The 14,067-nt window shown below is 68.6% G+C and carries 8 protein-coding genes; 5 read left to right on the forward strand and 3 right to left on the reverse strand.

The genetic code is table 11. The annotated features are described in order from the left end of the window. Positions 1-100: 100 nt before the first annotated feature. Together FZ938_RS21760 and FZ938_RS21765 are read left to right on the forward strand one after the other, a co-directional pair. Positions 101-1,027, forward strand: a complete 927-nt coding sequence (locus FZ938_RS21760) for a MurR/RpiR family transcriptional regulator (protein WP_149200537.1) — start codon at positions 101-103, stop codon at positions 1,025-1,027. After that, positions 1,027-1,680 carry a bifunctional 4-hydroxy-2-oxoglutarate aldolase/2-dehydro-3-deoxy-phosphogluconate aldolase gene (locus tag FZ938_RS21765; RefSeq protein WP_149200538.1) on the forward strand — a complete coding sequence of 218 codons (654 nt, stop codon included), beginning with the start codon at positions 1,027-1,029 and terminating at the stop codon, positions 1,678-1,680. Before FZ938_RS21760 ends, FZ938_RS21765 begins: the two co-directional genes overlap by 1 nt. Positions 1,681-1,716: 36 nt before the next feature. On the opposite strand, the gene FZ938_RS21770 is transcribed toward FZ938_RS21765, so the two are convergent. Next, positions 1,717-5,214, reverse strand: a complete 3,498-nt coding sequence (locus tag FZ938_RS21770; protein ID WP_149200539.1) for an ATP-binding protein — start codon at positions 5,212-5,214, stop codon at positions 1,717-1,719. Between the two features lie 87 nt (positions 5,215-5,301). On the opposite strand from FZ938_RS21770, the gene FZ938_RS21775 reads away from it, so the two are divergent. Both FZ938_RS21775 and FZ938_RS21780 read left to right on the forward strand, forming a co-directional pair. Beyond that, the gene (locus tag FZ938_RS21775) at positions 5,302-6,372 is read left to right on the forward strand and encodes a transporter substrate-binding domain-containing protein (RefSeq protein WP_149200540.1); all 1,071 of its coding nucleotides are present in this window, start codon (positions 5,302-5,304) and stop codon (positions 6,370-6,372) included. A gap of 226 nt (positions 6,373-6,598) precedes the next feature. Next, complete coding sequence (locus tag FZ938_RS21780) at positions 6,599-8,314, forward strand: MFS transporter (protein ID WP_149200541.1); 1,716 nt, start codon at positions 6,599-6,601, stop codon at positions 8,312-8,314. Between the two features lie 112 nt (positions 8,315-8,426). Here the strand turns inward: FZ938_RS21780 and FZ938_RS21785 are convergent, their stop codons facing one another. Further along, a complete protein-coding gene (locus FZ938_RS21785; protein WP_149200542.1) occupies positions 8,427-9,602 on the reverse strand; it encodes a calcium-binding protein in 1,176 nt (391 codons plus the stop codon). 255 nt (positions 9,603-9,857) lie between these two features. Between FZ938_RS21785 and FZ938_RS21790 the strand changes: the two genes are divergently transcribed. Then, the gene (locus FZ938_RS21790; protein ID WP_149200543.1) at positions 9,858-13,352 is read left to right on the forward strand and encodes a hybrid sensor histidine kinase/response regulator; all 3,495 of its coding nucleotides are present in this window, start codon (positions 9,858-9,860) and stop codon (positions 13,350-13,352) included. A gap of 15 nt (positions 13,353-13,367) precedes the next feature. Here the strand turns inward: FZ938_RS21790 and FZ938_RS21795 are convergent, their stop codons facing one another. Further along, on the reverse strand, positions 13,368-14,018 hold the full coding sequence (locus FZ938_RS21795) for a response regulator (protein WP_149200544.1): 651 nt from the start codon (positions 14,016-14,018) through the stop codon (positions 13,368-13,370). Between the last annotated feature and the right edge of the window lie 49 nt (positions 14,019-14,067).

Consider the following 14,067-nt stretch of genomic DNA (forward strand, 5'->3'; position numbering starts at 1 on the left):
TGCGCGGACGAAATGTAGCGTTGCTTCACAGATGGGTCGACAAAGCCGCGCTTCTGTAGTAAAACTACATTCGTTTCTCGGCAGCCACGCTGGCCCTCCCATGCTGGACACCATTGCCTCGTCCCTCGACAGCCTGCGCCGCGCGGAAGCCGCGGTGGCCCGCACCGTTCTGGCCGATCCGGAGGCCGCGGTCCGCGACAGTCTGGCACAGCTGGCCGGGAAGGCGGGGGTCAGCGAACCGTCGGTCCTGCGCTTCTGCCGCTCCGCCGGCTTCGGCGGCTTTCAGGAATTCAAGATCTCGCTGGCCCAGCATCTGGCGGCATCCGCCGTGCGGGAAGAGGTCGGCGACCGACCGACCCCGCTGGTGCGCGACCTCACCCCCGGAGACAGCGTCGCCAGTGCGGCGGAAAAGGTGTTGAACCGCTCCATCGACGCGCTGGTCCGCCTGCGCGGACGGCTCGACAGCATCGCGCTGGAAAAGGCGGCCGGGGTGCTGGCGCGGGCGCGGCGGGTGCAGATCGTCGGCGTCGGCGCGTCGGGCGCGGTGGCGCTGGACGCCCATCACAAGCTGTTCCGCCTGCTGCCGCAGGTCACCGCCAGCACCGATGCCCATCTTCAGGCGATGGCGGCGGCGACTCTCGGCCCCGGCGACGCCCTGCTGGCGATTTCAAAGACCGGCACCAGCGACGAGATCTTCGACGTCGCCGCCATCGCCCGCGACGGCGGCGCCACGGTGATCGCCATCACCGCGTCCGCGACTCCGCTGGCCGAACGCGCGGACATCCGCCTGACCGTCGACGTCGACGAGGACACCGCCGTCCACACCCCGATGGCCTCGCGGCTGGCGCAACTGGCGCTGATCGACGTGCTGACCGTCGCGGTCGGCTTGCAGGCCCCGCCGGGTCTCGACCGCCGTCTGGCCCGCATAAAGGCGGTCCTGGCCGGGCACCACCGCGTGCCGGAGCGGCCGGCTTCCCCGTCAAACCCCGCATCCCCAATCATCCAGAAGAAATCCGAGGAATCCTGATGTCCACCACCCAGAGCCCTGTCGAAATCCTGGACCAGCTCGTCGCCTATGGTGTCGTCCCGGTCATCCGCAACAGCTCCGCCGATCTGGCGCGCACCGCAGTGACCTGGCTGCGCGAGGCCGGTTACGGCACCTTCGAGATCACCATGACCACCCCCGGCGCCGTCGGCCTGATCGAGGAGCTGTCGGCCGAGGGTGGCGCCCTGATCGGCGCCGGCACCGTCCTGACCCCCGCCGCCGTCGCCGACGTGGTGAAGGCCGGCGCCAAGTACGTGGTCTCGCCCTGCGTCGTGCCGAAGGTGGCCGCCGCCTGCCGCGACCATGGCGTGGCCTGCCTGATGGGCGCCCTGACCCCGACCGAGGTGCATGCCGCGATTTCCGCCGGTGCCGATGCCATCAAGATCTTCCCGGCCTCCACTGTCGGCCCGGCGCACATCAAGGCACTCAAGTCGGTCTTCCCCGGCGTCCGCTTCGTCCCCACCGGCGGCATCGACGCCACCACCGTGGCGTCCTATGTCGCGGCCGGCGTGGCCTGCGTCGGCGCCGGCGGCAAGCTGGTCGATGAAACGCTGGTCAAGAACGGCGACCGCGAAGGCATCCTCGCCGCCGGACGCCAGCTGATGGAAGCCTATCGCGCCGCCAAGGGCGCGTGAGCAAGTCGGCACGAGGCGGGACGCCAAACTCCCGCCTCAAACCCCCTCCAGCACACCCCGCACCGCGTCCATCGCCGCAAGGCCGCGGCTGAAGGCCGACTCCGCGGTGGCGGCCAACTCCTGCGCCTCGACCCGGCGGCCTTCGCGCATGCCGTCCTCCACCGCGCGCATCAGGCCGACGAAGGCGGTCAGGCCGAAATGGCTGGCGGCACCGGCAAGCCGGTGGGCGATGTCCTCGATCTCGTCGTCGGAGCTGTCGGCGGCGGTCAGGCGCGGCAGCCCGTCCTGCGCAGATTCCAGCAGCAGGCCGCGGATGGTGGCGAAGCGAGCGGGACCGAGGGAGCGGATGTAGCGCCCCAGAATCTCCTCGTTCACGTCGTCCTCCACCACCGGCGGACGGGCGGGCGGGTCGACCGGCAGCGTCCCGACAGCCGTCTCCTCGTCATCGTCGGACCGCGCGGCGACGGCGTTGGACAGCAAATGCATCAGCCGTTCCGGGAAGATCGGCTTCTCGATCACCGCATCGATGCCGGCGGCGATGTAGCGGGCGCGGTCGGCGGCAAAGACGTTGGCAGTCACCGCCACGATCGGCACCGCCGCGCGGTCGGCGTCCTCCAGGGCGCGGATGCGGCGCGCCACCTCCGGCCCGTCGATGTCGGGCAGGCGGATATCCAGCAGGATGGCATCGAAACGCCGCCGGGTCGCCAGCTCCAGCGCCTTTTCGCCGGTTTCCGCAACGGTGATGCGGTGGCCGGCGTCGGACAGCAGGCCCAGCGCCACCTCGCGGTTGATCGCGTCGTCCTCCACCAGCAGCAGGGCCAGCGAGCGCACCCGGCTGATCGGCAGAAGCCGGCCGGGCCGGGCGGGAGGCGCCGGCTCGATCACCCGGTGCAATGGAATCGTGACGGTGAAGACGCTGCCCAGCCCCTCCGCGCTGTCGACGCGGATTCTGCCCTGCATGGCGTCCAGCAGATGGCGGACGATGGCCAGTCCCAGCCCGCTGCCGCCGAAACGCCGGGCGATGGTGGGATCGGCCTGCTCCAGCTTTTCGAAGATGGCGGCGCGGCGATCGGCCGGCACGCCGATGCCGGTGTCGCGCACGGCCAGACGCAGCATCTCTTCGGACCCGGAACGTTCCGGAGCCGGTTCGATATCGACGCGCAGGTCCACCCCGCCGCGTTCGGTGAACTTCACCGCATTGCCGACGAGGTTCACCAGGATCTGGCGCAGCCGCTGGCGATCGACCACCACCAGCTCCGGCACCTCCGGCGCAATGTCGAGGTCGAGGTCGATCCCCTTCTCGTTGGCCAGTCCTTCCACCGTTGCAACGACCTCCTCCAGCACCGGCAGCAGGGCGCAGGGAGCCGGGTCGAGGTCCAGCTTGCCGTCCTCGATCTTGCGCAGATCCAGGATGTCGTTGACCTGATCGAGCAACCCGTGGCCGCAGCGCATGATCGACATGGCATAGCGCCGCTCCCCGGCGTGCAGTTGCCCGGTCAGCAGAAGCCGGCACAGGCCGAGGATGCCGTTCAGCGGCGTACGCATCTCGTGGCTGACGGTGGCGAGGAATTCGGTCTTGGCGGCGTCGGCCCGCTCCGCCCGTTCCTTGGCCTGCCGCAGCTCCTCGCGCGCCCGGCGCGAGGCGGTGATGTCGTTGGCGACGCAGATGATGCGGCAGCGTCCGTCGCCCGACCATTCGAAGGGATGGCGCTGCAGGGCGAAGACGGCGTTCTCGCCGTTGCGGGGAAGCACCAGCTCCTCCACCCCCAGCGAGCGCATCGAACCGGGATCGCCGCCGGCAAGCGCCCGGCCGGTCTCCGGCCCCAGAACCTCGGCGAGAGTACGGTTCTCGATGTCGGCGCGGCGGGTGCCGAAACAATCCTCCGCCGCCCGGTTCCACAGCAAGACACGACCGCTGTCGCCGTCCAGCACGTAGAGGACGCTCGGCACATTGTCGATCACCGCATCCAGGAAGGCCTGGGTCCGCCGCAACAGCTCCTCCGCCTCGCGGCGGCGGGTGATGTCGACGACCGAACTGAGCAGCACCTCCTCGCCCTGGAATTCGAAGGCGATGCCGGACAGCAGCCCCCACAGCCGGCGACCGGACTGGGTCACCAGTTCCGTTTCCACATCGAGCGCGAGGCCGCTGGAAAAGACGTCGCGGACGAACTCGTCGCGCACCTGCGGGACGTACCAGACGCTGGCGGCCGGACGGCCCAGCAGGTCGCCGGCCTCGTCCACTTCGAACAGGTCGGCGGCGCGGCGGTTGACGAAGCGGATCTGGCCGTCGGCGCGGCCGGAGATCACCAGCGGGACGGGTGCCGCCTCCAGCACCGTGCGCAGCCACTGCTCGTTGCGACGGAGCGCCGCGCTCTTGTCCTCCGTCTCCTGGATGTAGAAGCGCAAGGCGCGGGCAAGCTGGCCGATCTCGTCGGCACCGGTCACCGGCACTTCGGCCCGGCCGCCGCCGGTGCGGTCGCGGATCGCCTCGCTGACCGCCCACAGCCGGGCCAGCACCTTGCGCCGCACATACAGCACCGACAGCACCATCCCCAACACGACCACACCGACCGAGGCGAAGAACAGGCGGGTGTAGGTGGTCGACACCTCGATGATCTGCTGGCGGCTTTCCTCCGCCGCCTTGGTCTGTTCCACGAAGATGCCGGTGTTCAGCCCGGTGTTGACCAGCGACACCTGATTGGCCCGGTCGACCAGACCGTTCAGCATCTCCGACGCCTGCAATTCCGCCTGCCGCTGGCGGAAGACGGAGCGGTCGCCTTCCACCACCGACCGCATGCCTTCGGCCAGCCGGGCAAGCCGTTCCGACACGCCCCCCGCCGGAACCGAGCCGTCCAGCGCCGCCAATTGCGCCGCCGCGCTGTCGGCCAGCCGGGCAAGCGCGAAGCTGTTCTCCGCCTGATGGACCGAGGCGATCAGGAACAGCAGCCGCTCCGCCATCGCCAGCCAGCGCTGCACGCCGGCATCCTCCACCTCGCGCAGAGCCGGTTCGGCCAGGGCGTCGGCCATCCGCCGCACGTCGCGGGTGCGGTCGGCCAGGGCGCGGCGGGCGGTGATGCGGGCGGCGACGCCGCGGTCGATGGCGTCGCGCAGCCGCAGGATCTCGTCGCGCTGAAGCTTCAGCCCGGCGATCCGCTGGGCCTGCCGGCCGTCGGCCGAATCCAACTCCGCCAACAGCCGGTCATAGCCGTCCAACTGGTCGGCCAGCCCCTGCTTGATCGTTTCGCGTCCGAAATTCTCTTCCGAGAGAGCCAATTGTTCCAGGGTCCGCATGATCCGCTGGTGCTGGCGCTCCAGCTTGGCGGAGGCGACGACGGCCGGGAACTGCTCCGACGTGACCTTGGTGATGCCGGCATGCAGCCCGTCGAAGGCGATGTAGGCGCCCAGCCCGATCAGGAAAGCGACCAGCCCGTTGAAGGCGAGCGCGCCGAACAGCCGCGCCCCGACGCCGATCCTGACCATCCCGGCCGTGCCCGGTTCAGAACCGCCAGACCCCGACCCGCTGCCGTCAGCCATTCCTGTCCCTGCTTCCCTGGCCCCGCATCGTTTGCGCGAGAACGATCGCAGCGTATCATAGCCAATCCGTCGGATAAGGGGAGAAGGATGGGGTTGAAGCCTGTTGCCGTCGCGTTCGGCCTGCTGCTGGCGCTTCAGCTCTTCGCCGGTGCCGCCGCGGCGCAGCCGGACGCTTCCGCCGCACGCAACGGCGACCGGCCGGTACTGGCGGAGATCGAGCGGCGCGGGGTCGTGCGCTGCGGGGTGTCCTTCAATCCCGGATTCGCCGCCAACGACGACGGCGGCCGTCCGGTCGGCTTCATGGTCGATCTGTGCCGGGCGCTGGCCGCCGCGGTGCTGGGCAAGGCCGACGCCATCGAGATCCGCCGGCTGTCGAAGCTGCAGGAGTTCGACGCCGTCGCCGCCGGCGAGGTCGACGTCTCCTTCGCCCAGACCTCCTGGACGCTGACGCGCGATGCGACCTATGCCGTCGATTTCGGGCCGCCGATCTTCTACGACGTGCAGGGGATCGCCGCGTGGCGGCTGCCCGACGGCCGGTCGGCGCTGGACGGCGAGCTGACCATCTGCGTCCCGGCCGGCACCACCACCCAGGCCGAGCTGGAGTCGCTGATCGTCGGCGGCAAGCGGCCCTGGAAGCTGCGCAGTTTCCCCGGCTGGCCCGACACGCTGGAGGCCTTTCTCAGCCGTGACTGCGCGGCGGTCAGCGCCGACCGGGCATTGCTGACCACGGCGCTGCATATGCTGGACGCGCCGCAGGATGCGCTGGAAATCGCCGACACCCCCGTGGCCTCTCCCGTTGCCTCCCGCGAGCCGCTGGCCCCGCTGACTCCCAACAGCGACCGCATGTGGATGGCGGCGGTGCGCTGGGTCATGTTCGCGCTGTTCCTGACCGACGATGCCGGCGTTACCGGCGCCAACGCCAATTTCCAGCGCATCACCGGCAGCAGCGAGATGCGGCGCCTGCTGTCCGGCATGCCGGAGGTGGCGGCGAAGGCAGGCCTGCGCCCGGACTGGGCCTATCAGGCGGTGGTGCAAGTCGGGAATTACGGCGAGATCTTCGACCGCAATCTCGGCAGCCGCTCCCCCTTCAAGCTGGACCGCGGCGTGAACCGGCCCTGGACGCAGGGCGGGCTGCTCTACGCCCCGGTTTTTCAGTAAGGGGCGTTCCGGCAAGCGGCTGAATTCGCACAATAGGATAGTGTAACCCAATACCGCGTTCCGTTGCCCCCCGACCATGGTCGGGGGTGACGCCGATAGTTCGTGTACGCAACTATCGGTCAAACAACCAAGAGGCAGGCTCGGTCATTCAACGGCATGACCGCAATGCGCCGCTCGCCAAAAACCAACCAGAGTTCTGGATTATTCACTTGGGAGGGTGAAGACCATGGCCTATGCGGCTTCGACGGCTGATGCCGTCCGACCGATGACGGGCGAGGAGAAGAAGGTCATCTTCGCGTCCTCGCTCGGGACCGTTTTCGAGTGGTACGACTTCTATCTTTACGGATCGCTCAGCGCGGTCATCGCCGCACAGTTCTTTTCGGGCGTGAACCCGACCGCGGCCTTCATCTTCGCCCTGATGGCGTTCGCCGCGGGCTTCGCGGTCCGGCCCTTCGGTGCCCTGGTCTTCGGCCGTCTCGGCGACATGATCGGCCGCAAATACACGTTCCTGGTCACCATCCTCATCATGGGCCTGTCGACCTTCATCGTCGGCATCCTGCCCAACTATGCGTCCATCGGCATCGCCGCTCCGATCATCCTGATCGGGCTGCGTCTGCTGCAGGGTCTGGCTCTGGGCGGCGAATATGGCGGTGCGGCCACCTATGTCGCCGAACATGCGCCGCATGGCCGCCGCGGCAACTACACATCCTGGATCCAGACCACCGCGACGCTCGGCCTGTTCCTGTCGCTGCTGATCATCCTGGGCTGCCGCGTGTCGATGTCGCCGGAGGACTTCAACGCCTGGGGCTGGCGCATCCCGTTCCTGATTTCCATCGTGCTGCTCGGCATCTCGGTGTGGATCCGGCTGATGCTGAACGAATCGCCCGCCTTCAAGAAGATGAAGGAGGAGGGCAAGCATTCGACGGCGCCGCTGACCGAATCCTTCGGCCAGTGGAAGAACCTGAAGATCGTGCTGCTCGCCCTGTTCGGCCTCGTCGCCGGTCAGGCGGTGGTCTGGTACACCGGCCAGTTCTATGCGCTGTTCTTCCTGACCCAGACACTTAAGGTCGATGCCCAGGCGGCCAACCTTATGATCGCGGCGGCCCTGCTGATCGGCACGCCCTTCTTCGTGATCTTCGGCTCGCTGGCCGACAGGATCGGCCGCAAGCCGATCATCATGGCCGGGCTGCTGCTGGCTTGCCTGACCTATTTCCCGTTGTTCAAGGGCATCACCCACTACGCCAACCCGGCGCTGGAGGAAGCCATCGCGACCGCGCCGGTGGTCGTCGTCGCCGATCCGAACGAATGCTCGTTCCAGTTCAACCCGGTCGGCACCAGCCAGTTCACCAGTTCCTGCGACATCGCCAAGGGCGCGCTGGTCAAGCGCGGCATCCCCTACACCAACGAAGCGGCGCCGGCCGGGACCGTCGCTTCGATCAAGGTCGGCAGCACGGTCATCTCCGGCTATTCAGCCCTGCCGCAGGCCAACACCACCGTGTCGCTGAGCCACGGTCCGGCCACCGCCGCCACCCCGGCCGACGCCAAGGCCGCGGGCGCCGCTTTCGACAAGGGTCTGGGCGACGCGCTGAAGGCCGCCAACTACCCGCCGAAGGCCGACCCCGCCCGCATCGACACGGTAATGGTCGTCGCCCTGCTGACGGTGCTGGTCCTCTATGTGACCATGGTCTACGGCCCGATCGCCGCCATGCTGGTGGAGATGTTCCCGACCCGCATCCGCTACACCTCGATGTCGCTGCCCTACCACATCGGCAACGGCTGGTTCGGCGGCTTCCTGCCGACCACCTCCTTCGCCATCGTGGCGGCCACCGGCGACATCTATTCCGGCCTGTGGTACCCGATCGTCATTGCCGCCGCGACCCTGGTGATCGGCCTGCTGTTCGTCCGCGAGACCAAGGACGTGGACATCTACCAGCACGACTGACGCCGCCGGCCTTCGCCTGAACCGGCGATGGTCCAGAAAAGAAAATGGGCGGAGGGGACATCCCTCCGCCCATTTTCCGTCCTGGTTCCGTCCTGGTTCCGTCCGGTTCCCGTCAGGCGAACGACGGCGCCGCGTGCTGCTGCATGGTGTCGGCCGCGGCAAAGGCGGTACCGGTGACGAGCGGCGAGGCGTCGCGGCCTTCCTGGTAGCCGAACTGGACGTAATGGTTGGTCGCAGCCTGCAGATCGGTGCCGAAGGCGGCCTGCAGATCCGGATAGCGCGCCAGATAGGACGAGGCGTCGAACTCCAGGTTCCGGCCCTCGTTGCGGCCGAACTGGGCATAATGGAGCGCCGCTGCGGTCGTGTCCGTGCCGAAGGTGGCGATCAGGTCCGGGTTGGCGGCGAGATAGCTCATGGAATCGAAATCGGTCTGGCGGCCTTCCATCCGGCCCATTTCGATATAGTGACGGGTCGCCGCGCTGGTGTCGGTGCCGAAGGCGGCAAAGAGGTCCGGATTGTCGGCGAGATAACCCGCGGCGTTGAAGGTCAGGGTGCGCCCCTCGCTCCAGCCGAAGGACCGGTAATGGTCGAAGGCGGCATCGGAGTCCGTGCCGTAGGCCGCGGCAAGGTCGGTGTTGGCGGCGAGATAGGACAGGCCGTCGAACACCGGGGCGGTGGCGCCGGCCACCGTCTGGTCGGTGTACTGGATGAACTCGACATTGGTCAGCCGGTCATAGCCGTTGGCGTCGATCACATAGATCTCGCCATCATGCTTGACGGCGCCGCTGTCGGCCCGCGAGGAGTGGCGGACCACCGTGTCGATGCCGTCGCCGCCGTCGATGATATTCACGCCGCTGCCGCCATCCAGCAGGTCGTCGCCCCGGCCGCCGTTGATGGTGTCGTCGCCGGCATAGCCGCGCATCGTGTCGTTGAAGTCCGACCCGGTCAGGCTGTCGTTGCCGCTCAGCAGGGCATCGCGGATCGCTTCCGCATCGGTGCCGGCCGCCGCCCAGTTCAGTGCGGTCGCAACCGGCAGGTTCAACTGCGACACCGACAGGTCGGGAACGCCGTTCGTGGCGTTGGTGACGCTGGCGATGGTGCCGCCGGTCAGGGTCTGGCTGGCCACGTCATAGGTGAAGTTGCCGCGGAAGTCGGTGGAACGGCCGTCGCCATAGCTGATGACGAGCTGGTTGGGCGTGGCCACGGTAACCGTACCGCCCTGAATGCCGGTCACCCCGAGTTCGTCGGTGTTGATGCTGGTCTGGGAACCGGCGCTGACCGCTACCATTCGCATTCTCCTTAACCTTGCGTTTTCGACCAAAGGCCTTGCAGCCCAGCAGGAAGAACAACGACGGGTCGGAAGAGTGCCGCGTTCGCCGAAGGTGCGGGCGGGCGGCCACCTTTGCCCCCGTCCAAGGCCGGCATCCGCCTTATGCGTGTGGCCGAAGGTGGGTGGCGAATGCGGGCGCGGCGCACCTGCGCGCCTTGTGATAGGCTGTCGCCCGCAGGGAGTGAAAATCAAGAACGGGATGCGCAAAGCCCCATGGAAAGCTGGTTCATCCTGGCCGCGTCGCTGGCCTACCTGTTGTCGCTGTTCGCCATCGCGTGGTACGGCGACCGCACCGGCAACCATGGCAGCGACCGGCGCACGCCTTGGCTCTATGCGCTGAGCTTCGGCGTCTATTGCACCTCCTGGACCTTCTACGGCGCGGTCGGGCGGGCGGCGACCGGCGGCTTCTATTTCCTGCCGATCTATATCGGGCCGATCCTGATGATCGGGCTGGGCTGGCCGATTCTGGCCCGCATCGTCCGGGTGGCGAAGTCGGAGAACGTCGTCTCCATCTCCGACTTCCTGTCGGCCCGCTACGGCAAGAGCCGCAGCCTGGCGGCGCTGGTCACCATCGCCGCTGTCATCGGGCTTCTGCCCTACATCGCGCTGCAGCTGAAGGCGATCAGCGTCAGCTTCGAAATCCTGGCCGGAGCGTCGCTGGGGACCGACCTCAGCCAGATGCCGGGCGGAACGGCGCTGATGGCGGCGCTGCTGATGGCGGCCTTCGCCATCCTGTTCGGCGTGCGCAGCGTGTCGGCCAACGAACATCACCGCGGGCTGATGATGGCCATTGCCGCCGAATCGGTGGTGAAGCTGGCGGCGGCGCTGGGCGTGGGCGGAGCCATCGCCTTTTCCGTCTTCGGCGACCCGGCGACCTTCGTCGACGCCGCGGTGCGCCATCCGGGCTTTCTGGAACTGATCCGGCTGGAAAACATCGGCACAGACTGGTGGGTGGCCTGCCTGTTGTCGGGACTGGCGATCCTCTGCCTGCCGCGCCAGTTCCACGTCGCGGTGGTGGAGAACACCCATGGCGGCGACGTGCGGTCGTCGGCGAAGCTGTTCCCGGCCTATCTGGTCGCCATCAACCTGTTCGTCCTGCCGGTGGCGCTGGCCGGGCTGATGCTGTTCCCCGACGGCACCACCAACGCCGACACCTTCATGGTGTCCATCCCCTTGAGCCAGGGCTGGCCGTGGCTTGCGCTCGCCGCCTTCATCGGCGGGCTCTCGGCCGCCACCAGCATGATCCTGGTGGAGATGGTGGCGCTCAGCACCATGATCTGCAACGACATCGCCGTTCCGCTGCTGATGGCGCTGCGCCCCGACGACCGGCGGCTGCGCGACGATCCGGCGGGGATCCTGCTGCTGGTGCGCCGGTCGGCGGTGATCGTGCTGGTGCTGTTGTCCTATGGCTGCTACCGGCTGATCGGCCCGGCCTTCCCGCTGGCGACCATCGGCATGATGAGCTTCACCGCGGTGGCGCAGTTCGCCCCCGCCCTGCTGGGCGGACTGGTGTGGAGCCGGGCCAGCCGCAGCGGCGCCTTCGCCGGCATCTGCGCGGGCTTCCTGGGCTGGGCCTACACCATGCTGCTGCCGTCCTTCGCCGATGCCGGATGGCTGGCCTCCAGCGCACTGCGCGAGGGGCCGTTCGGCCTGACCGGTCTCAGCCCGGTGGCGCTGGCCGGCATCACCGGCATCGACCCGCTGACCAACGCCGCCCTGTGGAGCCTGGGCCCGAATCTGCTGCTGTTCGTCGTGGTATCGCTGCTGACCCGCCCGTCGACCTTGGAGCGCCAGCAGGCCGCCCGCTTCATGAGCCTGCGCCGCGCCTCCGACGGCGAGCCGCACGGGCCGCGCGGCGCCACGCTGGCCGACCTGCACGACCTCGCCATGCGCTATGTCGGGCAGCCGCGCGCCGATGCCGCCTTCCGCCGTTTCACCGGGGTGGCGGACGGTGATCTGCGCACCGCCTTGCTGACCCGCACCGACGGGGAGGCGATCCAGCTGACCGAGCGGTTGCTGGCCGGCGCCGTAGGTTCGGCGTCGGCCCGCGTGGTGGTGGCCGGGTTGCTGTCGGACCGCCGGCTGTCGCGCACCGACGCACGGTCGATCATCGACGAGGCGTCGCGCGCCATTCTGAAGCAGCACGAGCTTCTGCGCGCCACCGTGGAGAATGTCCCCCAGGGTATCGCGGTGTTCGACGAGGATTGGCGCGTCGCCACCTGGAACAACCAGTTCCTGGTCCTGCTGGACCTGCCGGACGGCTTCGTCCAGGTCGGCACCTCGCTGCAGGACATCGTCGGGCTGATCGCGCGGCGCGGCGAATACGGCCGCAACGGCGAGATCGAGACCCTTCTGGAGCGCCGTTCCGACCCGCGCCGCCGCAACAAGCCCGACGTCTATGAGCGCGTGCGGCCCGACGGCACGGTGCTGGAGATCGCCACCAACCCGATGCCCAGTTCAAAGCCAGGGGGCGGCGGCTTCGTCGCCGTCTACACCGACGTCACCGAACGCCACCGCGCCGCCGCCGCCCTGCGCGAAGCCAACGAATCGCTGGAACGCCGCATCGAGGAGCGCACACACGCCCTGTCGGAAGCCAAGGCGGAGGCCGAGCGCGCCAACCGAGGCAAGACCCGCTTCCTGGCCGCCGCCAGCCACGACCTGCTGCAACCGCTGCACGCCGCCCGGCTGTTCCTGTCGGCCTTGTCGGAACGCAACGGCGACAGCGCCATCCGCCAGATCGACGCCTCGCTGCGGTCGGTGGAGCAGATCCTGGGCGACCTGCTGGACGTTTCCAAGATCGACAGCGGCGTGGTGAAGCCGAACCCGGTTCCGATGCGCATCGAAGAGCTGCTGAAGCCGCTGGGCGAGGAATTCACGGTGCTGGCCAGCCGCCACGGACTGGGGCTGCGGGTGGTCGACTGTTCGGCCACGGTGCGCAGCGACCCGACGCTTCTGCGGCGCATCCTGCAAAACTATCTGGCGAACGCGGTGCGCTACACCCGCACCGGCCGCATCCTGCTGGGCTGCCGCCGGCGTGGGAATTTCCTGTCGATCGAGGTGTGGGACACCGGGCCGGGCATCCCCGAACACAAGGTGCCGGAAATCTTCATGGAGTTCCGGCAGCTCGACAATGACAGCGACGACCGCGGCAAGGGGCTGGGCCTCGGCCTCGCCATCGTCGAGCGTCTGGCCGGCATCCTCGGCCATACCGTGCAGGTGCGCTCCAAGGTCGGGCGGGGCAGCGCCTTCTCCGTTCTGGTGCCGCTGACCGACGAGCCGGTCGCCGCCCGCGCCGTGGTAGTCCGCCCGCGCGGCCGCGACCTGCGCGGCGTCCTGGTGCTGTGCCTGGAGAACGAGCCGGCCATCGCCCGCGCCACCGAGGATCTGCTGTCAAGCTGGTCCTGCCGCGTCGTCACCGCGGTCGCCCCCGAGCTTGCCCTGGAGAAGCTGGAGGGGCGGACTCCCGACGTGATTTTGACCGACTACCACCTCGACCGCAGCCTGACCGGCGTGGAGGCCTTGCGGACGTTGCGCGCCCGGCTGGGCAGCGACATCCCCGCGGCGGTCGTCACCGCCGACCGCGACGCCGCCGTGCGAGAGGACATCGAGGCGGCGGGCTGCCGGCTGCTCTACAAGCCGGTGCGTCCGGGTGCGCTGCGGGCGCTGTTGGGGCAGTTGCTGGCGGAAGGGCAGCGGATGGCAGGGTGAAGGGCTGAGTTCGCCTCACTCCACCGGCGGCGGCGGTGCCGAGGACAGTGCAAGCTGGCTCGCCAGCACCGCGGCCTGGGTGCGGGTCAGCACGCCCAGTTTGCGCAGGATCGTGGTGACGTGCGCCTTCACCGTCGTCTCGGCGACATTCATCTCGTAGGCGATCTGCTTGTTCAGCTTGCCTTCGGCGATGCCGGCGAGGACGCGGAGCTGCTGCGGGGTCAGGGTGGCGGCGCGCTGGGCGGGGTCGGGGGCGTCGGTCTCGGGGCCGCCATTGATCTCCGGCAGCCAAAGCTCGCCGTCCAGCACCGCGTGGATCGCCTCGACGATCTGGGTGTTGGGGGCGGATTTCGGAACGAAGCCGGAGGCGCCATAGTCGATGGAGCGCTGGATCGTCACCGGATCCTCCGATGCGGACACCACGATCACCGGGATCGCCGGATGTTCGGAGCGCAGCATCATCAGGCCGATCAGGCCGCTCATGCCGGGCATGTGCAGGTCCAGCAGGATGATGTCCGGCGGTTCCCCGGTGTCGAGCAGCGGCTTGATGTGGTCGAACCGCGACGCTTCCAGGATCACGGCGCCGGGGATCGCCTGACCGATGGTCTGGGTCAAGGCGGTGCGCATCAGCGGGTGGTCGTCGGCGATCAGGATGCGGTGCGACATCGGCCTTCTTGAGACTTTCCGGCTATGGACATTCCGGGTTTAAAACCGT

Source organism: Azospirillum oryzae, assembly GCF_008364795.1.
GTDB lineage: Bacteria > Pseudomonadota > Alphaproteobacteria > Azospirillales > Azospirillaceae > Azospirillum > Azospirillum oryzae.